Here is a 21,439-nt window from a genome sequence, read left to right on the forward strand (position 1 = left end):
CCGTCCTCTTCAAGACGGAACGCATATTGCCGGTCTGCTCAACAGCAACAAGGTGCGGGAGACACGCCGCTTACCATGGATCTCTGGTCAAGCGCCATTCTTTGCCGGTTCGTGCGGCAGCACGCACCAAGCGGCTTGCAGTTCCTTGCGGGTCCTTGTTCGGAGCTTTCCAGAGACCTGTCTGAACCAGGCGAAGGAATTGCCGTAAGTTGCGGCCGACGGCCACGGGGATGAGGTCGGTGACGTCTTTGCCGTGCCCTTTGATATAGTACCGGCTGACCCACGCAGCATTCCATCTTCAGGTTTGGGACGGCGAATCGACACTCAGAGCATCAGTGCCGCACCGAAATGAACGCGCCAAAATCGCCGGGAAATGTGGACCTAAAGCGTGCCGCGACTGGCGCATCAGCTACGGAACGGCGACGTTCATCTTGGCCATCAAACGGGCGGCGGAGGTCCGTGCAAAGCGTCAATCAGTTTCGCATATTGATCGTTACTCTTCAGATCGAGACATCCTGGAAGCGGCCACTGAACGCACGTTAACGCGAGCTGCTCGCGCAACCCAGAGCGATGTAGACGTCTAGGTCAAGTTGCTCCCGCCAGCAACAGGCTCAGCCAAGGCGCGCTTGGTCAGCGGCTTGGGGGACAGGCAGCTTCCCACCTGCGTCAGTTGCAAGGGGTCTCCTCGACAAGGTCAGGTAACCGCCAGAGCTATTTGCTCATTAGACGTCGACATGGTCCTCAATCCGGACGCAAGGTACTTTAAAGGCCCGGTCCTCCGGTCGTTACCGGTGTTTCCAGAGCCGTCTCGTTATCGGCCGAAGTAACCGCTAGGCGGCACTCCATTCGCAATTGGTCCAGGAAGGTCTTCCGTCCGGCGCACCGAGCCGAACGGGCGTTCCAGCATGCGGCGAATGCGCACCGGCTCGGGACCGATGTGGAAACCGACAGCTAGCTGATCCAGCGCGTGGTCGGACCGGGTCCAGCGGTTGCGCTGATGCAAATAATCGAGCCAAGTCGGGCAGTGATAACGCTCGGTCCACAGATCGGGATTCGCGATGTCGCGCGCGATTGACCACCCATAGGCGCCATTGCGCTGACGGGACAGCTGCACGTCCTGCATAACGTTATGAAATGCTCGCGCGTTCTCATGTGCCACCCGATATTCGATCTCCACAACCAGTGGCCCGCTGCGATCGGTTAGCGGGAGCCGCACCTCAGGATCGACCGCCGCTTCCGGATCCTCTGCGCGGGTGCTAATGCGCGGCATAGGAACCCACAGCCCCAGCAGCGGGGAGAGCAGGATCAGCGCGGCCGAGACAAGCAGCGCGATTTCAACTCCGGCCGCATCGGTTAGATGGCCCCAGCTCCAGCTGCCGATTGCAATCCCACCGGAGTACGCAGCCTCATAGGCCGCGAGCGATCGGCCCGCGACCCAGCGCGGGGCCGAGAGCTGCACCCCGATATCGAACAACGTGAATGCCATCAGCCACGTCGCACCGGCCAAAATGAGGGCGATCGCGGTTAGGACCGGTTGACGGCTAAGCGCCACGGCCACGATCGTGCACCCCATGGAAAGCATGCAGGCGCGCAAGGCGGCCTCCCCGCTCATCCGCTTTCGCACCTCGCCGATGTATAGCGCCCCGATGATCGCGCCAAAACCAAAGGCCCCGAGCATGATCCCGTAAGTCTGCGCGCCGCCATGCAGTAGATCGCGCGCAATCAGCGGCATCAGCGCCAATATCGAGCTTCCAACCGCACCAGTTACCATGGCCCGAGTCATCACGATCTTAATCGGGGGCGAATTCGCGATGTATCGGACGCCCGAGACAACGGCTCGCATCAGCTGTTCGCGCGGTAGCCGCGATGGCTTTGCCACAGGTTTCCACAAGAACAGCGCCGTCATCAGCGGCAGATAGAACAACGCATTGATCGCAAAGGCTCCCACAGCTCCCGCAGTTGCAACCACAATGCCACCGATCGCAGGCCCGAAACTGCGTGCGATGTTGAAGCTGATGCCATTGAGCGTAACGGCGGCCGGCAGTGCGGCCGCCGGCACCTGCTCTGAGACGGAGGATTGCCAGGCCGGGCTCATGAATGCCATACCACTGCCAATCAAAAAACAAAGGATCAAAAGCAGGTTTGTTGTGATGAGACCTAACCATTGAAGTGCGGTCATCGCGGTGACTGCCCAAAGCGCGATCGACAGGGCAAACATGGCCACAAGGCGACGGTCATACATGTCGGCAATAGCACCGGCGAACAACGAGAAAAGCATTACTGGCAATGTCGTTGCGGTCTGAACCAAGGCTACCTTGTCAGCCGACGACGTCATCTCCGTCATTGCCCATGCCGCACCTACGCCGCGGATCAGGATCCCGAGATTGGACACCAGGCTCGTTAGCCAGATGTTCCGATACGCGGCATAGCGCAAGGGCGCAGTGACGCCGTCGAAGCTAAGCGTCTGGGGCTTGGGCGCATCAGTCATACACGGTCCGCCTTGGCAAAATTGATTGGACTCGAATTACATAAATAACGGAGCGAGACATTTTAGCCAGCAGCTGGACAAACTTCGCTGCAATGCCGCGATTTGCGCAGCTTGCGCGAGGACCTTGTGAGGGCTCTTGCTGCCATATGCGCGATACCCCGCGCCTTGACCTGTAAGTGAGCGCCAAGGGCAAATGGTTCACAGCAGCACTCTGGAGCGTGATGATTCGATCATGCAGCGAATCTGCCAAGAGCTTCCTGGCGCATGTAGATCTGCAACCTGATATCTTGATTGTATAATGCGTCTGAATGAGTCACGCGCAAGACCTTCAATGAGGGACTTCACTATGGACACAAGAAAATTCGTATCCGGTCGGTCGCGACAATCGTCTGCTGGCATCTGGGGGCTTATAGCACACTTGCTCGTGAACGTTTGCGCCGACGAACAAGAGACGTTCGTATCCCGCTCGCCTCATGCGTTGGTGTTGCGTTGAATTGAACCCTGCAAAAGTGCCGAGTGACTTGAACGCGGTGCGTGTCTGGCGGCCGGTAAGCGCAAGTTATCAGCACGCACTTTCGCGCTTACTCAGAGGAGCGAGCGCACGCGCATCCCTTGCTGGGCTTTCGCCGACACGGCAAGTTCAGTCTTCCACGCGCTGTATTTCTTCGCATTTCAGGCGACGACGCAGCTTTTTGGCAATGCGAAACTAGATGCGAGGATTTTCGCCGGACCATGCTGGGGTGTGTGAGGCAGCTGCATCGAATGGCGGTACGGCGCAGAGTCCTCTATGCCCGCCTTTGTTCGTTGCACTATGTTGCTCTAGCACGGGCAACTCAGGCTAAGCGGCGTCTCGGCGCGGTGATGCCGTATTCGTAATTTCCTATACGCGCGGCCGGTTCACTTGGTCGAGCGCGGAATGTCAATGGGTGGGCTGTTCTAGGTGCCGTCCAGCCCGGAACGACAAGCGGCGCACGGATACAACTGACAGCAATGCCGACCAATTCTACTTCCCGAAAAAACCATTCAGAGCAGGTTGATCAAAGTCGATGGATCTGCCGTTATCACCGACTGCAAAGGAGATTGCAGGATCAAGCAGCAACGGATGCGCGGTATAGGTCTGTCTTACGTAAAGCGTTTAGGCCCAATTTGCCCCTGCGAGTTGCCGGCAGGAATCCCGGATTGGGCTACTCGGCGCAGTCGGCGTTACTCCTGATCGGTTCGATGCCGCAAAAATGCGTACGATGGCGGTAATTCGCAGTAATTACTCGATGTTTGGCTAATTTTTGCAGTCTTAATCGGCGACAAACTTTAAAACGTTGTGTGCTCGTTCGGGGCTGCCCGGCTGATGTCACGAGAAAAGCTATGGTCAAACTCGGGGCGAATAAGCGACTCAATTCCGCGACGCTGATGCCCCTTGGTTCTGGGCGGGGGAGAGGGCTGTGAATTCTGGCCGCGAGAAACGACCTGGAAAGTTCAAATGGGAGGAGTTAGAATGAGGACGTCCGTCTGTGACATGTTGGGAATTGAATTTCCCATTTTCGCCTTTAGCCACTGCCGCGACGTTGTCGCCGCCGTCAGCAAAGCTGGCGGTTTCGGGGTGCTTGGGGTGGCGCGGCTTACTCCCGATGAGCTCGAAACCGAGTTGAGGTGGATTGAAAAGGAGGTCGGTGACCGCCCGTTTGGGGTCGATGCTCAGATCCCAGCCAAGCTCTACGGCGACGAGTCGGGCGCCGAGCTGCCCCGGGAGGAGCTCGAGGCTCAGATTCCCGAGCGGCACCGGAAGTTCATCAACGACCTCTTGGCGAGGTATGGCGTGCCCGAGCTTCCGCCGCAGCTATCTGACGAGAAGCTCCCCTACACCATAGCGCGCGACGCCTTTTCGCGTGAGAAAGAAGTCGCGCTTCTTGAAGTGGCGCTTCGTCATCCCATCAGGCTTATCGCGAGCGCCCTTGGTCCGCCGCCTGCGCATCTGGTGGATGCGGCGCATCGGAAAGGAGTCCGCATTGCAGGGCTCGTTGGTGCTAAAAAGCACGTTCGCAAGCAGCTGGACGCGGGCGTCGACCTCATCATCGCGCAAAGCTACGAGGCGGCGGGCCACACCGGTGATATCGGTGGCATGGTCCTAATTCCCGAAGTCGTTGATGCCGCAGGCCCTGTTCCTGTGTTGGCTGCGGGCGGCATTGCGAGCGGAAGACAATTTGCCGCAGCGCTTGCCCTCGGCGCACAAGGCGTTTGGTGCGGGAGTGTTTGGCTGACGACAGAAGAGGCTGAAACCCACCCGCTCGTGAAGGAGAAGCTTCTTCGTGCGACGTCGAGCGATACTGTGAGGACTCTATCAGAATCGGGAAAGCCGTGCAGGCAGCTTCGGACCGCTTGGGCGGAGGAATGGGAAGGCCCAGATAGCCCGGGGTCCCTCCCATCGCCACTACAGTGGCTGCTCTGCGCAGATGCTCTGGAGCGTATCCAGCGCGCCGCCTACAGCAGCGAAGGTGCGCGAAAATTGATGGGCTACTCCGTGGGGCAGGTTGTCGGATCGTTGAATGAGGTCAAGCCTGTCCATCAAGTCATATTTGATATGGTTGACGGGTGTCTCAACGTGGCTCAGGGCTTCGCGGATACGCTGTCCGGAAACGAGGAGTTGGATCGTTGAAGATCGCCGTCCTTGTCAAGGCCGTGCCCAATCCGGCCGGCCGACCGGAGTTGTCGCAGGATCTTCGCCTGAAGCGAGATGGTCGCGATGGGGTGCTCGATCCGGGCGACGAGCACGCGGTCGAGGCCGCCGTGCGAATTGCCGAAGCGAATGCCGGAGAGATTGCTGCGCTTTCGATGGGCCCTACATCTGCAGTCGCCGCAGTTCGCAGGGCGATCGCGATGGGCGCTCACCGAGGTATTCTCGTGTCCGACCCTTTGCTTGCAGGCGCTGACGCACTCGTGACCGCTCGTGTGCTGGCGGCCGCGCTGCGGCGCGAGGCTTATGACCTCATCATCGCCGGCGTCGAGTCCACGGACGGTTCGACAGGCACGCTGCCGATAACAGTTGCGCAGCTTCTCGAACTCCCCAGCGCGACTTTCGCCCGTCGGATCGAGCTGAGCGCTGACACGATCCGCGTTGAACGGCAGACGTCCCGCGGCTACAGTATCCTCGAGTGCTCACTCCCGTGCGTCCTTACGGTAACGGCTGCGGCCAATGAGCCGCGATACCCATCATTTAAAGGGGTTGTTCGAGGCAAGCAGGCGCGAGTGTCCACCCTTTCGCTAGCCGACCTCTCCCTCACTCCGAGTGAGGTTGGGCCGGCGCAAAAAGTCGTCGCCGCCACTGAACTTGCCCGCAGGTCGGCTGGCGAAATCTTGGAGGACGCGAGCCTCGCGCCAGTGCGTGTAGTTGCTATGCTCGAGAAGGCTGGAGTGCTGTGATGGGTTCTATAGTATGGGTCTACGCCGAAGTGCATTCGGACGGCACGGTCGAGCCGACGGCTCTCGAGCAGCTCACGAAAGCGCGCGAGCTGAGTCGTGACGTCGCTGCCGTCGCGCTCGGGCCGGGGGCAACAACAGCAGCCGCCACCCTGGGCCGGTACGGAGCAGGCGACGTCTTCGTCTCAGACGACAAAATCTTCGCCGAGTATCCGGGATGGCCTGCTGCAGCTGTGGTTCATCGGCTTGTAAGCGAGCACGAGCCTGCTCTCATCCTGTTCGGTCCAAGCTCCGACGCGCGCGATGTCGCAGGCCGTCTCCAGGCAATGACGGGTGGCACGCTCGTGTCCAACGTCGATGAAGTGGTATCTACGGAGTGCGTCCGAATGCAGGTCTTCGGCGGCACCCAAGTCGTCGATGTCGCTCTCAGCGGGCCTGCTCCGCGCATCGTCATCGCACGGGCGAAAGCCTTCTCAGCCTGCCCAACTGATCGCGTCGCGCGCGTCATCCAGATCGATCCAGCAGTGCCGGCAGCGACGTGTCGCACGCGGCTTGCCGAAATCCATGAGCAGCCTGCCGCGGGCGCCAAGGTCGAGGATGCGCGCGTGGTCATCTCAGGTGGACGGGGCTTGCGAGAGGGGCGGAACTTCGAGCTCTTAGAGCGTATCGCAACCATCATCCCCGGGGCGGCCGTCGGAGCAAGTCGGGCGGCGGTAGATGCGGGCTGGCGACCTTACTCCGCGCAAATCGGGCAGACCGGCAAGATTGTAAGACCGGATGTCTACCTCGCGGTGGGAATTAGCGGCGCTATTCAACACCTGGTGGGTATGAAGGACGCGAAGGTCATCATCGCGATTAATTCCGACGCTGCCGCGCCGATCTTTGAAATTGCGGATCTGGGCGTTGTCGGAGATGCGCTGCAGATCGTTCCTGAGGTCACCCGATTGTTGGAGGAACGGCTAGAGGGGCGCGCATGATTTCGCGTCACCTGGATCGGCCTCTCAGCGGAGCGGGACGCCGTACGCAAGGGTTACTATGCGATGCGTGATGTCCTTGATAGCGAAAGTCCGCACCTGCGTAAATTGATGAGTGACGGGTGCCGAATCCACCATCCAGAACATGCATGCGTTCGTCGACGCGCATGGTTCAGTTCGCCGTGCCTACTTGCCCGAGATCCAACAACATTCGCGTGCATCGGTTAGGAGCAATCTCCATTCAAGCTGAAACGCATTGCGCCGAACCTGGACGGCTAGCCGACCGAATCAGCGCCCATCGAGACAAGAAAGCCCTGAGTTTTGGAGCAGACCCGGGTGTTCTGCACCGAGATCAAAACACCATCCAATTTCGATGCAATGAAAGATAACTATGTCAACTAGCCTCACCACACCACCCCCGGCATCGAACGACCGTAGCGCGGAAGACATCTCGCGTCGGCCGCTCCAGGGCATACATGTCCTCGATCTCACGCATGTTCTGGCTGGTCCCTCTTGCACCACTATCTTGGCGGACTTGGGGGCGGAAGTCCTGAAGGTTGAAAGGCTCGGGGTCGGTGACATGTCCCGGCAGGTTGACCCGATCCGCCAAGGCGAGAGCTATTACTTTGCGGGCCTCAATCGAAACAAGCGCAGCCTCGCGCTCGATCTCAAGCGTAAGGGAGCCAAGCTCATCCTTGAAGAGCTGGTCCGGCGGGCGGACGTGCTGGTGGAGAATTTCCGTCCTGGAATGCTCGAAGCGCTTGGCTTCGGCTATGAGCACCTTCGTAAGCTCAATCCTGCTCTTGTCATTTGCTCCATCTCGGGATTTGGACAGAGCGGACCACTGCGGGACCACAAGTCCTTCGATCTCGTTGCTCAGGCGATCTCCGGTGTGATGAGTCTGACCGGAGAGCCAGGAAGGCCGCCGATGCGCGCCGGTGTGCCAATCGGAGATATTCTAAGTGGCGTTTATGGGGCCGCCGCGATCGCTTCGGCTTTGATCGGCCGTATGACATCGGGCCGCGGTTGCGTCATTGACCTCAGCATGTTCGATGCCCTTCTTACAACGATTCCGTACTTCGCTGGTCGTTACCTGGCCGATGGTGACCTCTTGCCGCCGGTCGGTTCCGGCGACCCAAAGGTGGTGCCTTACGGTGCCTTTCCAGCCGCTGACGGATACATTGCGATCGCAGTGTTTGGTGACGCTTTCTGGCCATTGTTGTGTCAAGGTATCGGCCACCCAGAGCTTGCCGAAGATGCGGACCTGGCGAAGGCGGGCAGCCGCCTCGAGCGCCGACAGGAAGTTGAAACTCTGCTGATCGATTGCCTGAAAGATAAAACGGTTGCCGAGTGGTGTGACCGCTTTGCTGCTGTTGGACTGCCGCATGCGCCTGTCCTCAGCGTCGGTGCTGCGCTGGATCACCCCCACACACAAGCACGCCGACTGATCGTGGAGTTCGAGCATCAGAAGTGCGGGAAAGTGAAATCGGTGGGCAGTCCTATCAATATTGACGGCGAGCCCATCACGACTTCTGTGCGACCGGGTCCCATGCTTGGGGAGCACACGGAGGAAGTGCTTAAAGAGTTAGGGTACGACGCAATAGCGATCGCCAGCCTCAAAACCGAGGGTGCGATCGGATCGTGACCACACTCGAAGAGCCTTTTCTGTCGCACTGAGATGACGCAATTTCTGGATGGAAGAGAGATCAATGTCCGATCGCCAAGTCGTATTGTCGGAGAAGAAGGGTGCCATTCTTTACATAACACTCAATCGGCCGGAGGTGCTCAACTCCCTGAATGTGGAAATGGAGCGCGCCTTGATGGACGCACTGAGGGAGTTCCAGAATGATAGGGAGTTGTTGGTCGCGGTATTGACCGGCGCCGGAGGTCGAGCTTTCTCGGCCGGCATGGATCTGAAGGAAGTGGCGCAATATGACAAAGACGGCAAGGGACGGAGGCCCGATGGGCTCTCCCGTTTCGCCGATCTAGGGCTGTGGAAGCCGACGATCGCCGCTGTGGACGGCCACTGCGTCGCTGGAGGCTTTGAACTGGCTCTGCAATGTGACATCAGAATCGCGACGTCCCATTCCACTTTCGGCTTGCCTGAACCGCGCTGGAACTTGATGGCGAACTATTTCGGTTGTCATAACCTCTCCAGGATGATTCCCCTTGGTGAAGCGTTGTACATTCAACTTACGGGAAATCGGATCAGCGGCGAGGAAGCTCTACGCTGCGGCCTCGTCCACAGCCTGCACCCAGACAGGAATGCCCTGATGAAGCAGGCAGATATTATTGCTGAGGCGATAACTCTCTGCTCGCCACTGGCGATTCAGGCCATCAAGCAGGTTGTGATGAAAGGGCGGCATCTTCCGGTCGAGGAGTCGTACAAAATGGGAGCTCCACTGCTGCGAGCGTTGGCAGAAACGGAGGATGCGATCGAGGGTCCCAAGGCATTTGCCGAGAAGCGACGGCCCCTGTGGAAGATGAAATAGTGATGCATGTGAGCTGATGATCGAATGCCAGAACCATCGGACGATAGTGAGCAAGCCCGCACGGTGGTGCCGCCTTTCTTGCACCCTGTCTCGTCCACGATCTCGCCGATGAACGTGGCTTTGCTTACGGGGGCCATGTTCGGCGGGCTCGGGGCCCGAGGTTATTGATATTGAACCGCCAGGCGGTTGATCCGTCCCAACATGCTGGCTTTTATGCACGAGGTGCCGCCGGTCGAAAATACGACTTATCGGCCCACATATGCGGCTGCGAAACACGGCATTCCCGGCTCGGTCGATCGAGGAGAGGGGACGATCTCTCTGTTCCGGTTCCATACTTAAATGGATGTGGCTATTCGAAAGCGAAGGCAGCGCGCTTTGCCCGAAACTCCGCTTCGAGTCTGGCTTGCGTGCAACGATCTCTGTATTTGGGTTGAGCAGTCCTCACTCCGAATGCCCCAACAGCGATTGATCGCATAGCCTGGCCCGCGACTTAGCGCAATCGCGATGATCGGGGCAAACCGCTAGGATCAGCGTATCCCTCCGGCGTCGGCCGCCTTGTGTAGTTTGAGAGGCGGCCCGAGGATTTGACCTTAAGTCTAGCCTTAAGGTCACGTGGCGAATGCAGGTCAATGTGTTGGGCGCCGAGCGCCGGCGGCGATGGAGTTACGACGAGAAGGTTCGCCTTGTCGAAGAGACCTTGCAGGCTGGCGAGACGGTCTGCGGCGTCGCGCGCCGGCACGGGGTGGCTCACAGCCTGCTGTTCACCTGGCGTCGACAAGCGCGCCAGGGGCGACTGGGCAGAGATTCCGTGCCAGCTCTCGTTCCCGTCGAGATCACGCCGGTGGCGGGTCCGATCTCGAGCGACGCGCCACATCCGGCGTCTTCCCCACCTGCGCAGCGTGCAAGGGCTGGAATCATCGAGATCGAGCTTGGCGGCGGCTGTCGCGTTCGCGTTGACCGTGACGTGGACGTTGAGGCGCTGCAGCGAGTTCTTGAGCTGCTGCGGCGACGATGATCCCGATTCCGAGCGGCGTCAGGGTTTGGATCGCCACTGGCCACACCGACATGCGTCGCGGCATGCGAAGCCTGGATCTTACAGTTCAGGAGATTCTGAAGCGCGATCCGCACGCTGGCGATCTCTACATCTTCCGGGGCCGCCGCGGCGATCTGGTCAAGATCCTCTGGCATGACGGATTAGGCATGTCGCTCTACGCCAAGCGTCTGGATCGCGGCAAGTTCATCTGGCCGTCGGCGTCGGCCGGCGCGGTGTCGATCTCTGCGGCGCAGATGGCTTACATGCTCGAGGGCATCGATTTGAGGAATCCGCAACTAAGCTGGCGGCCGCAGAGCGCGGGCTGAGCGAAGAAACTACGGATGCAGGCAGTTTGGGGAGTCCCAACGCGTCCAATTTGTGATTCACTGCGTCGCATGAATGAGGATCGCGACGCTGTTCGGAATGACGTTGCCGCCCTGAGAGAGGCGCTGGCGGTCGAGCGCGCGAAGGGTTTGGAGATCGCCGCCGAGCTCGCGGTCGCCCGCGCGAAAGCGTCGGAAGACGAAGCGCTGATCGCCCAGCAGCAGTTGCAGATCGCCAAGCTGAAGCATCAGATCTATGGGCAACGGTCAGAATGTTCGGCGCGGCTGATCGACCAGTTGGCGCTGACGTTCGAAGAGCTGGAAGCCGACGCCACCGAGGACGAGCTTGCGGCGGAACGAGCCGTGGCGAAGACGACGACGGTGCGCGGATTTACGCGCAAGCGCGCAGAGCGCCAGACCTTCCCCGAGCACCTTCCCCGGGAGCGGGTGGTAATCGATGGGCCGACGGCTTGTGAATGCTGCGGCAGCAATCGCCTTCGCAAGCTCGGCGAGGACGCGACGCGGACGCTGGAAGTGGTGCCGCGCCAGTGGAAGGTGATCGAGACGGTCCGGGAGAAGTTCTCCTGCCGCGACTGCGAGAAGATCAGCCAGGCGCCGGCGCCGTTCCATGCCATCGCTCGGGGATGGGCTGGCCCGAGCCTCCTGGCCATGATCATGTTCGAGAAGTTCGGTCAGCATCAGCCGCTAGAGCATTTTCCGACCGAAATGAATCGGATGGGGATTCCCAAAACGGCGCGAGTCAGATTCAAGCTACATGCTGGCGAAGGAGGTCAGCATGTATGACCAGGGCGCTCTCAGTTGATCTTCGCCAAAGGGTGGTAGCCGCGATTGACGGCGGCTTGTCCTGTCGACAGGCTGCCGCGCGCTTCGGTGTCAGCGCAGCCAGCGCGATCCGCTGGCGCAGTCGCCTCAAGGAAGTTGGCGACATCGCTCCTAAACGCCAGGGCGGTGACCGCAAATCGCAGCGCATCGAAGCACATTCGCAATTGATCTTGGACGCGGTGACAGCAAGGCCGGATATCACGCTCGCCGAGTTGCGAGAACTTTTGAAGCGTCGTGGAATATCGGCCGGCATCGCGTCACTCTGGCGTTTCTTCCAGCGCAGAAAGATCACACTTAAAAAAAGACAGCGCACGCCGCCGAGCAACGGCGCGGCGATATAAATGCCGCGCGTGAGCAGTGGTTCGAAGGGCAAATCGATCTTGACCCTGAGCGTCTCGTCTTCGTCGACGAAACCAGCGCCAACACCAAAATGGCGCGGCTTTACGGTCGCTCGCCACGCGGCGAGCGATGTCGTGCAGCTGTCCCACACGGACATTGGAAGACGACGACATTCACCGCTGGATTGCGCTTCGACGGTCTGATCGCGCCGCTTGTTCTGGACGGTCCAATGGATGGCGACGCTTTCCTGGCCTACGTCGAACAATTGCTCGCCCCATCGCTGCGGCCGGGTGATACCGTTATCATGGATAACTTGCCCGCTCACAAGGTCTATGGCGTTCGAGAGGCCATCCAGGCGGTCGGGGCAAGCCTGCTCTATCTCCCGCCATACAGTCCAGACTTCAACCCGATCGAAATGGCCTTCTCTAAATTGAAGGCGCTGTTGCGGGCCGCCGCAGCGCGCACGATGCCCGATCTCTGGCAAGCAATCGCCAACGCTCTCAAACGCTTCTCACCCGAGGAATGTCAAATTATCTCGTCGCAGCTGGTTACGACGCTACGTGATCGGAAAATGCTCTAAACCGCCAGGCCGAGCGCTACGCTCTGGAAGGCGTGCCGATCGCACTGTCGGCCATGGCGGATGCCGTCGGGGCGGTCTGTGCGTCGCTGGATCCCCTGCTGCGTCTGGTAGAAGCCCATGTGATGGCGGCCGAGCGCCTTCATGCCGATGACACGACGGTGCCGGTGCTGGCCAAGGGCAAGACCGATACGGGCCGGTGCTGGATCTACGTCCGGGACGACCGGCCGTTTGGGGGCGCGGGCCCGCCGGCGGCAATGTTCCATTACTCACGCGACCGCAAGGGCGAGCATCCGCAGGGGCATCTGGCCCGGTATGCCGGCATCCTGCAGGCCGACGCCTATGACGGGTACAACCAGCTCTATCAGGCCGGGCGCCAGCCTGGGCCGATCCGGGAGGCTGCCTGCTGGTCGCATGGAAGGCGCCCATTCTTTGCCATGGCTGACATCGAAGAGAATGCGCGGCGCAAGGGTGCCGGAAAGAAGGAAATCCCGCTCTCTCCAATTGCGATCGAGGTGGTGCGGCGGATCGATGCGCTGTTCGAGATCGAACGGAAGCGATGGGTGAGCTTCACGCTGTTCCTGGAAGATGGACGTGTGTGTCTCTCCAACAATGCCGCTGAACGAGGCTTGCGAGGCATTGCTCTTGGACGAAAGTCCTGGCTGTTCTGCGGATCTGATCGCGGAGGGCGGCGCGCGGCAGCTATGTACAGCCTCATCGTCACGGCAAAAATGAACGGCATCGATCCGCAGGCCTGGCTCACCGATATCCTCGCCCGCATCGCCGCCCATCCGGCTCATCGGCTGGACGAACTTCTGCCCTGGAATTGGACGCCGGCATCAGCACTGTCCTCTCGAGCGGCATGACCACGCACGTCAATAAGGTCCATCACGTCACCACCATTACCAAGGTCGCCAAGGACCTCGGCGAAGATGAAAATTGGCTGTGGGACATCGCCAACGAAATGGAAATCGAGGACGGCGTCATCTGGGTCTATGGCGTCGGAGAAGACGGCGTCCAGGCGTTCACCGACTTCGGAATCGAAGACCTCATCGAGCTGATCAGGTTCTACAAAGAGAACCCAGGACTGCTCAAGCGCTAACCCTGCGGCCTACGCCGAATGGATACGGATCAGCGCGCGGCTAGGCTATTCCAATTGATACTCTTCCGGCGTCCTTCAAAGCACGAGCGGCTGACATCCGCGCGCATCGCTGCCTAGCATTTGTCGATTAGTTTCCGCCGATGCAAGTTCGCGCGGATCGGAACCGCTGCGGTTGAGAACCGCATTTTTGCTCTACGCGTGTTTTGTCTCCCGGCTTCTTGATTCGGAGTCTGGCAACGCGTACTCACGCTGACGCGTCGACAGTCCCGAGCAGCCTCCGACGATTGTGCGCGAACTCCTCAACCGTATCGACGAACCGATCGAGATCTGATTGTTGGACCGGGAGGCTCAGCGCGATCATGCCACGTCGGGCGAGATAAAAGCCGGCTTGGAGCATGTCGAGAAAGAACAGCTCCCTTAGGCCATCCTCCCGGGCAGTCGGCGTATAGGGGCGAACTATCGTGGGGACGCGGTAGTGGACAGTCGCGAGGGAACCTAGCCCGCTAAAGTGCATCAACACGCCCAGTTTCGAGAGCCGATTGTTCAGTGATGTCAGCAACCGCTCACCGCGGTCATACAATTCCCCCGCTGCAGTCTGAGTGAAGATTTCCCCTAGTGCCACGCGACCTGCAGCCATTGACAGGACGTTGTTGTTGAAGGTGCCTGCGTGCGGCAGGCGCCCGTCAAAGAGGGACATGACGTCGGCTTGGCCACCGAACGCCCCGAAGCTCATTCCACCAGCCATGTACTTGCCCAGTGTCGTGAGATCGGGAGTAATGCCCAGGCGCTTTTGGAGCCCACCATAGGACATGCGCGAAGTCATGACCTCGTCGAAGATGAGCAGGGCACCAACCTCTCGCGTGGCCTCCCGCAAGGTTGTCAGAAAGCCGATCTCCGCCGCGATACAGCCGCCACTACCGAGCATCGGCTCGACGATCACGGCTGCGAGCCGATCCCCATGCTGCTTTATCAGGGCAGAGGCAGCGTCCGTGTCGTTGAAGTCGGCCAAAACAAATGGGAACGGAATAGTAACAGGGGACGGGCCTTGGGGCGTGAACAACAGCAGGCCGCCATGATAGCCGCCGCGGAATGCAAGAATCGTGTCTCGCCCGGTATGGGCCCGAGCCGCGGTCAGCGCCATTAGGTTCGCTTCTGTACCGCTGTTGGTGAAACGCACAAGCTCTATCGACGGAAACCGCGTGCAGATGAGCTTTGCGAGCTCGCATTCGGCTCTGCTGACAGCCGCGAGATTCAGTCCTCGCTTGATAGCTTGCTGAACCGCGTCGACGATCCGCGTATCCGAGTGGCCAAACAAGCCGGCTGTGTACTCGCCGCAAAGGTTCACAAATTCGTGGCCATCGATGTCCCAAAGCGTGCTGCCTTCGCCTTTGTCCATCGCAATTGGAAATGGCTCATAATAGAGGACTGAGCGTGTGTTTCCAGCCGGCATAACTAGGCGCGCTTGGCTGTGAAGCTCGCAGCTTCGGGGGTGCTTGGCGACGAAGCGATTTCTAGCCTCGAGCAAGCTCGATTGAAGTGCGCTGTTCCATCCTGGGGCGTCCGACATTTCTAGACCTCTACTGAACGCGTCGCTGCCGACGCACATAGGGAAAGTTGAGAAAATCTCCGACCAACTGCACGGACTATTTGGCCAATCAGGCAGCTAGGCAGGGTGTAAACCAAGGATCTCTAGAGGGGCCACGAGGCTTTGGATACTTGAGTAGTTGGGATGACATGGGTAAGCCCATCTCGCGCCAGATCTGACGCTGCGACCTTCCAGCGATGCTCTGGGCGGTTGGCACGCCAGACTATCGAGCGCCTGAAGGTCCCTAGCTGCACCGGGATCAGGCGGAAATCTCGCGCGCTCTGCTCAGCTATGTCACCAGACGACCCGTGCTTCCCGCCTGAAATGGCTACACTCGAGATCGCTTCATGCAACAAGGAAGCCTGATATTCTAATTTGCGAATTCAAGCCTGCCAATCTGACTCAGCATTTGAATGATAGGATTGGTGTAAGAGCGGTCTGATGAATCTCTGACTTCCAAAACACTAAGGAACACCGCAACGACCCCGCTCACTAAATCAACAAGCATAAATTGGCCACCTGCGCCTCCATGTCCTATCCACCGTCCATCAGTGAATGTGTGGTTACAGTAGCGAAGCCCTTCTCTGGGTGGTGCAGCCGCTGTCCCCCCCTGCAATGAGGCGTCGATAAATGGTCCGCTTCCAATATGCAGCCCGTCAATTCCCATCCCGCGGCGCATAAATATCGAACCATACCGCGCCAAGTCGCGCGCGGTTAGGCACATTCCGCCACAAACTGCAGGAAATCCCTCTCTGTCTGTCGTAATGTGAAGACACCCCTCGAATCCTGCAGCATCAGCGACGTCAGCTAAAAGCACGCGAAGTGGCTTCCCAGTCACCGATTCAGCAATCATCCCGAGCACGTCTGAATTTGCAGATTTATAGTCGCAGTATCCAGTTCTATTTTTGATGTCCCTGGAGGTAATCGAAGCTAAGAAGGCGCGCTGAGTCTTTTCGGTCTTTAGATCAACCGGGAGACGCCAACCAAGCGCCTCTTCGTGATCGAATGCTGTTGATAGTGGATCAGTACAGTCCTCGCTGTAACTGTTCGCTACATCCATATTCAGTACCTGCTGTACGGTTGCTTGATGATAGCCACTACCTATCCAAGGGAGATATTCGCAAACTTGTTTCCCCAATTGTATCTTATTATCCTCAACTAACCGGCCAATGAGCAAGTTTATGACTGTTTTGCTGATGGATTTTATACTGTGCGGATGATCAGGATTGAAATCTTGCGCATATTTTTCATAAAGTATTTGATCGCCACGTATTACCGCCATGGCTGAGAACCATGGAAGTGATGTCAATCTTCCAACCGTCTCCATGTTCGCGATGCGCAGATCTGCAGCTTTCTGCAACAACATCACTCGAGCAGACCGATAACTAATCCCATAACGGGCGAGCCGATGTAAATTGTGGAAGCCGTGGCGACGATGATCTGCGCGCTCCCATCGCGCCTTGTGATCTGCGCCTACATACAAGTCTGGATTGGCTTCGCTTATAATCTCCCTCATCGTATTTTCTCCTTGTTTCCGATGCGATATTGAAGCGTACCCTCTGCCTCTAGACGGCATATGAGTTTCGCGGCTCGATATTCTGTTGCGACAGGGCTTGTCGTCCACAATATATTGAAAGGCGAGCGGCTAAGATCACCATTATTCCGGTCGACTTCGCCGCATTTGTGCGCCGATGCATATTCTTAAGAGGAGTTTCGTCGTAAGCGGCAAAGAAACCTTGTCTCGCGGAATGTATGAGCGATCGGCTATCGGCTGCTGAGTTTGTGAGCCGATGTGAGCTTCTATGTCTGCGCCCAGTTCTGGAACCAGAACCTTTCATGTAATCGAATAAGGATCGTATGGTGGGGATGGCTCTGTCGCTATTTAAAACGGCTTGAGAAGGCGAGGTTCTGCTGGCCGCGGATCGGACATCATCGATTGCAGCTGAATGCTGCGCAGTTGATGGGCCTTGTCGATGGGATGGACTGGAAGCGGTCCGGACCGCGGCGTTCAAGCCGCCGGAGATTGTTGGGTAAAAGCACTACGGCGAAGTGAATCAGTCAGCTGAAAGGGCAAGAGACAGGGCAAATTGTGCTCTGATAAGCCCAATGACGCCGCCTGTGACCGACTTAATCCAGATTGAAGTTCGCTCTGGCCCATATGAGGACCAGAGCATGAAGCGCAGCCGATTTTCGGAAGAGATGGGGTATTCGGTCCCGATCGTCTGACCTATTTGCTGCGCGGCACGTTTTGGCTGACGATCATGGACCAACTCCATCCGAAGGAGAAAAGTCATGATCTACGTCGGTCTCGATGTTTCGCTGAATTCCGTTGCGGTATGTGCGGTGGACGAGACCGGAAAGCTTATCCGGGAGGGAACCACCTTGGCTGACGCGCCATCGATTGTGCAGTACCTCGAACCATGGGCTGGTCAGGTTCAACGGGTGGGCCTTGAGGCAGGACCGACGTCAGAATGGCTGACCGCAAATCTAATCGAACTGGGGCTGCCGGCCGTCAGTTTGGAAGCCCGCCAGGTTAAGGCGGCACTTTCGGCCATGCCGGTGAAGACCGATCGGAATGACGCCCGTGGGATCGCGCAGGTGGTGAGAACGGGATGGTTCAAGCCTGTTCACGTCAAGAGCATCGGCAGTCAAAGGGCCCGGACGCTGGCCGCGGCTCGCAAGCATATCATCCGCTCCATCGCTGCCGCAGAGCAAGTCATCCGCGGACTTCTGCGTCCGCTCGGTCTCAAAGTCGGAGTCGTCTCGCGGAGTCTGTTCGCGACGCGAGTTCGTGAGTTGGTCGGCGATGACGACTTGCTGGAGGCGATCATGAATCCGCTGCTTGCCGGACGCGAAGCGCTGATGCGGGAGTACGGCCGACTGCATCGTCTGGTTCTGAAGGCCGTGCGCAGTGACCCGGCTTGTCGGCTCTTGATGACAATGCCGGGGATCGGCCCGGTCTCTGCGTTGACCTTCCGCTCCACGGTGGACGATCCGAGGCGATTCCTGCATTCTCAATCCGTCGGTGCCTATCTCGGGTTAACGCCCCGGCGATACCAATCTGGCGAGGTTGATCGGGTGGGACGGATCACAAAAGTCGGAGATGGAGAGACGCGCACAGCCCTGTTCGAAGCTGCCAACGTTGTTCTCAGGCCATCAACCCGATGGTCCCCGATGAAGGCTTGGGCGGTGCGTGTTGCCCACCGGCAAGGAAGCAAGCGTGCGAAGGTCGCGCTGGCCAGAAAGATGGCTGTCGTCCTTCACCGAATGTGGGTTGATGGAACCGAATTCCGATGGACGGCGGTGGCGTAAGGACGCCATCGCCATCCCAAGAGACGCCCGTCGCGGGGCGTGGGGATGGTCGAGTTCGTATGATCTGTCGTGGCGTCCGCCCTCCAGGCGGCTGACTACGCCGAAGAGCTTGAACCGACCATTCAACCGAATCCCATCGTGTGGCGGCTTTGCCGACCACGAACAGAAGCAAGGTACCCGCGGCACGCGCTCTTAAGGGATTGACAGAAGCAGACCGAATACAGAAGCAGATCGTCGGGATTTTGAAGGAGCACGAGGCTGGCGTGTCGGTTGCCGATCTGTGCCCGAAGCACGGCGTCAGCGAGGCCAGCATCTACAATGGAAAGCCAAGTTTGGCGGGATGGAGGTCTCGGAGGCCAAGCGGCTGAGAATGCTGGAGGACGAGAACATACGACTGAAGCGGCCCTTGGCCGACGCCATGCTGGATAATGCGGCCTTGAAAGATCTCCTGGAAAAGAATGTATGGTCCGCCCCGCCCGTGCAAGGGTTCGTAACAGCAAAAATGACGCGTCCAGTTGCATAAATGTATCCGGCCTCTCGCGAGTGGACTGCTGTTGCAGCCAGGCCATGATGAGATCCGCGCACGCCGTTCCCAATAAATGGTTCGGGCACGAAGCCCGCTTTTTTGCACAGGGCTTACGGCATGTTGATCCACTGTTTCGTCATCACTGTTCCCGAGCCTTGCAATCGAAGCCAGAAGCGTCAGGTGAAAGCAGGATCTCTGCGTTCGTAGAGAGCCCCAGGCTTGTTCAGGACCACCCAGACAATGCGGGCCATCTTGGCGGCTAGAGCGACAACGGCCTTGTTCGGATGCATCCGAGCCTGGAGCCCGTCGAGCCAGCTTCCTAGGCGATCGCGCCTCCGGTCCAAATGCCGGAAGCAGGATCGCGCGCCATGCACTAAAAGCTTTCTCACATAACGATTGCCGCGTTTGCTGACGCCAAGCAACATCTGTTTTCCGCCCGTCGAGTATTGCCTGGGCACTAACCCCAGCCAGGCAGCAAGGTCCCGGGCCTTGCGAAACTGCAGCCCATCACCGATCGCGGCAAGTACAGCGGTCGCACCCAATGCTTACCAGGGATTGTCATCAGGCGGCGTGTGACGTCCTCTCGATCGGCGATCGCTTCGATCTCCTGTGTCACTTCGCGGATCCGTTCTTCGAGGCGGCGGAGATCGGCGAAGAGATCGCCCACCAGGCGACGCATCAGTGCTGACAAATCGTATCCTTCGTCATTCAAGGCACGCGGCAACTCGAGTTTGAATATTCCGGCACCCTGACGCAAAGGTACGCCGTACTCGAGGCAGAAAGCCCGCATCTGGTTGATCAGGCGTGTCCTCGAGCCGACCATCTGGTCACGAATTCGATGCAGCGCTTGAAGATCAACCTGGTCCTCCTCCTTTACGGCGACGAAGCGCATTGTCGGGCGCGTCGCGGCCTCAGCGATCGCCTCGGCGTCGATGATATCGTTCTTGTTTGACTTCACGTAGGGCTTCACGAATTGCGCGGGGATCAGGCGCACCTTGTGACCAAGTGCCTGTATCTTCCGGGCGAGCCATTGTGAACCGGCGCAGGATTCCATGCCAACTATGCTTGGTTGTGCGCGAGCAAAGAACTGAAGAAGGGTGTCCCGTCGAAAGCGAGCTTTCTGAACAGGTGTGCCGTCGCAGCTTAGGCCAACGACGTGGAACAGGTTCTTGCCAATGTCGATTCCATTCACAGCCGCAGGTCGCGGCAAATTGCGATGGGTCATGATACTCTCCTCTTTTGATCTGAGCTTCCTATAATGAGGGAGGAGGACGGGGCGGACCATCCCATTAATAGTGTTGCCCGCTGCCAAGCGGAAAGCTGTCGCCCATTTAGTGAACGTCTACGGAATGAGCGAACGACGTGTAAAGCCATCGGCTGCTGCCGCATGACGATGAGTTACAAGGCAGATGATGCCCGCCTTCGCCAGCGCATGAGGGCGATGCCCAGGAACGTCGCCGTTTCGGTTACCGACGCCTGCACGAGCTGCTCAAGCGGGAGGGTTATCTGGTCAACCGCAAGAGGCTGTTTCGGCTCTACCGGGAAGAGAGGCTCGCGTACGCCGCCGTGGTGGCCGCAAGCGCGCCATCGGGACCAGGGCGCCGATGACGGCGCCGATGGCGCCGAACGAGCGCTGGTCGCTCGACTTTGTGTCGGATCAGCTGACCTGCGGCCGCCGCTTCCGCGTCCTCACCGTGGTCGATGACTGCACCCGCGAGTGCCTGGCGCTGGTGGCCGATACCTCGCTCTCCGGCATCCGCGGGGCCCGGGAACTTGACCGGCTGATGATCGAGCGCGGCAAGCCGAAAATGGTGGTCAGCGACAACGGCAGCGAGCTGACCAGCAACGCCATCCTGACATGGGCGGATCAGAGCCGTCGCCTGGCACTACATTGCGCCGGACAAGCCCATGCAGAATGCGTTCATCGAGAGCTTCATGTATAGCGGCCCCGCGGATGCAAGGGATTTCAGCAGCACTTTGGTTACCGGTCCGGTGCGTTCATGTATACGGCCTGTTAGTGCGACCGATGCCATGGCCGCTGGCCCTGATGGAGATCGCGGATCGAGGTCTCATCAACGGGTCGCGCTTGGCGCAAAGGCCGGACATATGACCGCACCGTTCCAATGTGTGAAATCGACTGAAAAAGCTCTTGCCACGCGGGCCGTTCCACATATGGGGGCAAGGTCACCTGATCTCAACTTCTCAAATGTCGTGGAGATGTTAGAGGCAATGTTATTGCCATGACCTGCCACTGAATTTTCATCCAGCGGCAGCTAGAGTCTCGGACTTTTTTGTAGCGAGACCGAACTTTGGACCACCCAGAACTAGAGTTTTGCGCTCTTATCACGTTGGCGGGCTGGTGGCGCCGGCGTGATTTTGCAGCAAAATCGGCGGCCGATTGCCGATCGCTCCATGGGGCCGCTCCTCGTTGTAC

The 21,439-nt window shown here is 58.8% G+C and carries 13 protein-coding genes and 7 pseudogenes; 16 read left to right on the plus strand and 4 right to left on the minus strand.

Going from position 1 to position 21,439, the window contains the following annotated elements; genetic code table 11:
• Positions 1 to 208: pseudogene (locus tag XI08_RS11975) on the plus strand (hypothetical protein); the annotation flags it as partial.
• 603 nt (positions 209 to 811) lie between these two features.
• On the opposite strand, the gene XI08_RS11980 reads toward XI08_RS11975, so the two are convergent.
• Complete coding sequence (locus XI08_RS11980) at positions 812 to 2,488, minus strand: MFS transporter (protein ID WP_271574530.1); 1,677 nt, start codon at positions 2,486 to 2,488, stop codon at positions 812 to 814.
• Between the two features lie 1,492 nt (positions 2,489 to 3,980).
• Here XI08_RS11980 and XI08_RS11985 point away from each other — a divergent pair.
• The 11 genes and pseudogenes from XI08_RS11985 to XI08_RS12035 all read left to right on the plus strand — a co-directional run bounded on the left by XI08_RS11985 (position 3,981) and on the right by XI08_RS12035 (position 13,582).
• On the plus strand, positions 3,981 to 5,138 hold the full coding sequence (locus tag XI08_RS11985; protein ID WP_271574531.1) for a nitronate monooxygenase: 1,158 nt from the start codon (positions 3,981 to 3,983) through the stop codon (positions 5,136 to 5,138).
• Positions 5,135 to 5,902, plus strand: a complete 768-nt coding sequence (locus XI08_RS11990) for an electron transfer flavoprotein subunit beta/FixA family protein (protein ID WP_271574532.1) — start codon at positions 5,135 to 5,137, stop codon at positions 5,900 to 5,902. Before XI08_RS11985 ends, XI08_RS11990 begins: the two co-directional genes overlap by 4 nt.
• A complete protein-coding gene (locus XI08_RS11995; protein ID WP_271574533.1) occupies positions 5,902 to 6,876 on the plus strand; it encodes an electron transfer flavoprotein subunit alpha/FixB family protein in 975 nt (324 codons plus the stop codon). The genes XI08_RS11990 and XI08_RS11995 overlap by 1 nt, the downstream gene beginning before the upstream one ends.
• A gap of 388 nt (positions 6,877 to 7,264) precedes the next feature.
• Positions 7,265 to 8,518, plus strand: a complete 1,254-nt coding sequence (locus XI08_RS12000; protein WP_271574534.1) for a CaiB/BaiF CoA transferase family protein — start codon at positions 7,265 to 7,267, stop codon at positions 8,516 to 8,518.
• 64 nt (positions 8,519 to 8,582) lie between these two features.
• A complete protein-coding gene (locus XI08_RS12005) occupies positions 8,583 to 9,365 on the plus strand; it encodes an enoyl-CoA hydratase-related protein (protein WP_271574535.1) in 783 nt (260 codons plus the stop codon).
• Positions 9,366 to 9,984: 619 nt separating this feature from the next.
• Positions 9,985 to 10,380 carry an IS66-like element accessory protein TnpA gene (gene tnpA, locus XI08_RS46265; RefSeq protein WP_442869807.1) on the plus strand — a complete coding sequence of 132 codons (396 nt, stop codon included), beginning with the start codon at positions 9,985 to 9,987 and terminating at the stop codon, positions 10,378 to 10,380.
• Positions 10,377 to 10,724, plus strand: a complete 348-nt coding sequence (gene tnpB / locus XI08_RS12015; RefSeq protein ID WP_271574536.1) for an IS66 family insertion sequence element accessory protein TnpB — start codon at positions 10,377 to 10,379, stop codon at positions 10,722 to 10,724. Before tnpA ends, tnpB (XI08_RS12015) begins: the two co-directional genes overlap by 4 nt.
• 69 nt (positions 10,725 to 10,793) lie before the next feature.
• Positions 10,794 to 11,468 (plus strand): annotated as a pseudogene (locus tag XI08_RS12020) (IS66 family transposase zinc-finger binding domain-containing protein); the annotation flags it as partial.
• A gap of 53 nt (positions 11,469 to 11,521) precedes the next feature.
• Positions 11,522 to 12,467, plus strand: a pseudogene (locus tag XI08_RS12025) (IS630 family transposase).
• A 12-nt stretch (positions 12,468 to 12,479) separates the two neighbouring features.
• A pseudogene (locus XI08_RS12030) lies at positions 12,480 to 13,346 on the plus strand (IS66 family transposase); the annotation flags it as partial.
• Positions 13,343 to 13,582: a hypothetical protein gene (locus tag XI08_RS12035; protein WP_271574537.1), complete on the plus strand. Its 240-nt coding sequence runs from the start codon at positions 13,343 to 13,345 to the stop codon at positions 13,580 to 13,582. The pseudogene XI08_RS12030 and the gene XI08_RS12035, both read left to right, overlap by 4 nt.
• A gap of 244 nt (positions 13,583 to 13,826) precedes the next feature.
• Here the strand turns inward: XI08_RS12035 and XI08_RS12040 are convergent, their stop codons facing one another.
• Positions 13,827 to 15,188, minus strand: coding sequence for an aspartate aminotransferase family protein (locus tag XI08_RS12040; protein ID WP_333927169.1), 1,362 nt, complete (start codon positions 15,186 to 15,188; stop codon positions 13,827 to 13,829).
• A gap of 349 nt (positions 15,189 to 15,537) precedes the next feature.
• Positions 15,538 to 16,683: a serine hydrolase domain-containing protein gene (locus XI08_RS12045; RefSeq protein ID WP_271574539.1), complete on the minus strand. Its 1,146-nt coding sequence runs from the start codon at positions 16,681 to 16,683 to the stop codon at positions 15,538 to 15,540.
• Between the two features lie 276 nt (positions 16,684 to 16,959).
• On the opposite strand from XI08_RS12045, the gene tnpB (XI08_RS46270) reads away from it, so the two are divergent.
• The 3 genes and pseudogenes from tnpB (XI08_RS46270) to XI08_RS12055 form a co-directional block, all read left to right on the plus strand.
• On the plus strand, positions 16,960 to 17,220 hold the full coding sequence (gene tnpB, locus XI08_RS46270; RefSeq protein ID WP_442869808.1) for an IS66 family insertion sequence element accessory protein TnpB: 261 nt from the start codon (positions 16,960 to 16,962) through the stop codon (positions 17,218 to 17,220).
• 239 nt (positions 17,221 to 17,459) lie between these two features.
• The gene (locus XI08_RS12050) at positions 17,460 to 18,479 is read left to right on the plus strand and encodes an IS110 family transposase (RefSeq protein ID WP_271574540.1); all 1,020 of its coding nucleotides are present in this window, start codon (positions 17,460 to 17,462) and stop codon (positions 18,477 to 18,479) included.
• Positions 18,480 to 18,679: 200 nt separating this feature from the next.
• Positions 18,680 to 18,942, plus strand: a pseudogene (locus XI08_RS12055) (transposase); the annotation flags it as partial.
• A gap of 239 nt (positions 18,943 to 19,181) precedes the next feature.
• On the opposite strand, the pseudogene XI08_RS12060 reads toward XI08_RS12055, so the two are convergent.
• A pseudogene (locus XI08_RS12060) lies at positions 19,182 to 20,230 on the minus strand (IS110 family transposase).
• A 67-nt stretch (positions 20,231 to 20,297) separates the two neighbouring features.
• On the opposite strand from XI08_RS12060, the pseudogene XI08_RS12065 reads away from it, so the two are divergent.
• Positions 20,298 to 20,940, plus strand: a pseudogene (locus XI08_RS12065) (DDE-type integrase/transposase/recombinase); the annotation flags it as partial.
• Between the last annotated feature and the right edge of the window lie 499 nt (positions 20,941 to 21,439).

It is taken from the genome of Bradyrhizobium sp. CCBAU 11361 (genome assembly GCF_028128935.1).
Classification (GTDB): Bacteria; Pseudomonadota; Alphaproteobacteria; order Rhizobiales; family Xanthobacteraceae; genus Bradyrhizobium; species Bradyrhizobium niftali.

Bases quoted from the DNA above. Each gene is read 5' to 3' on its own strand.
- XI08_RS11980 (WP_271574530.1), bottom strand. From the start codon at position 2,488: ATGACTGATGCGCCCAAGCCCCAGACGCTTAGCTTCGACGGCGTCACT.
- XI08_RS11985 (WP_271574531.1), top strand. From the start codon at position 3,981: ATGAGGACGTCCGTCTGTGACATGTTGGGAATTGAATTTCCCATTTTC.
- XI08_RS11995 (WP_271574533.1), top strand. From the start codon at position 5,902: ATGGGTTCTATAGTATGGGTCTACGCCGAAGTGCATTCGGACGGCACG.
- XI08_RS12000 (WP_271574534.1), top strand. From the start codon at position 7,265: ATGTCAACTAGCCTCACCACACCACCCCCGGCATCGAACGACCGTAGC.
- XI08_RS12005 (WP_271574535.1), top strand. From the start codon at position 8,583: ATGTCCGATCGCCAAGTCGTATTGTCGGAGAAGAAGGGTGCCATTCTT.
- tnpA (WP_442869807.1), top strand. From the start codon at position 9,985: ATGCAGGTCAATGTGTTGGGCGCCGAGCGCCGGCGGCGATGGAGTTAC.
- tnpB (WP_271574536.1), top strand. From the start codon at position 10,377: ATGATCCCGATTCCGAGCGGCGTCAGGGTTTGGATCGCCACTGGCCAC.
- XI08_RS12035 (WP_271574537.1), top strand. From the start codon at position 13,343: ATGACCACGCACGTCAATAAGGTCCATCACGTCACCACCATTACCAAG.
- XI08_RS12040 (WP_333927169.1), bottom strand. From the start codon at position 15,188: ATGTGCGTCGGCAGCGACGCGTTCAGTAGAGGTCTAGAAATGTCGGAC.
- XI08_RS12045 (WP_271574539.1), bottom strand. From the start codon at position 16,683: ATGAGGGAGATTATAAGCGAAGCCAATCCAGACTTGTATGTAGGCGCA.
- XI08_RS12050 (WP_271574540.1), top strand. From the start codon at position 17,460: ATGATCTACGTCGGTCTCGATGTTTCGCTGAATTCCGTTGCGGTATGT.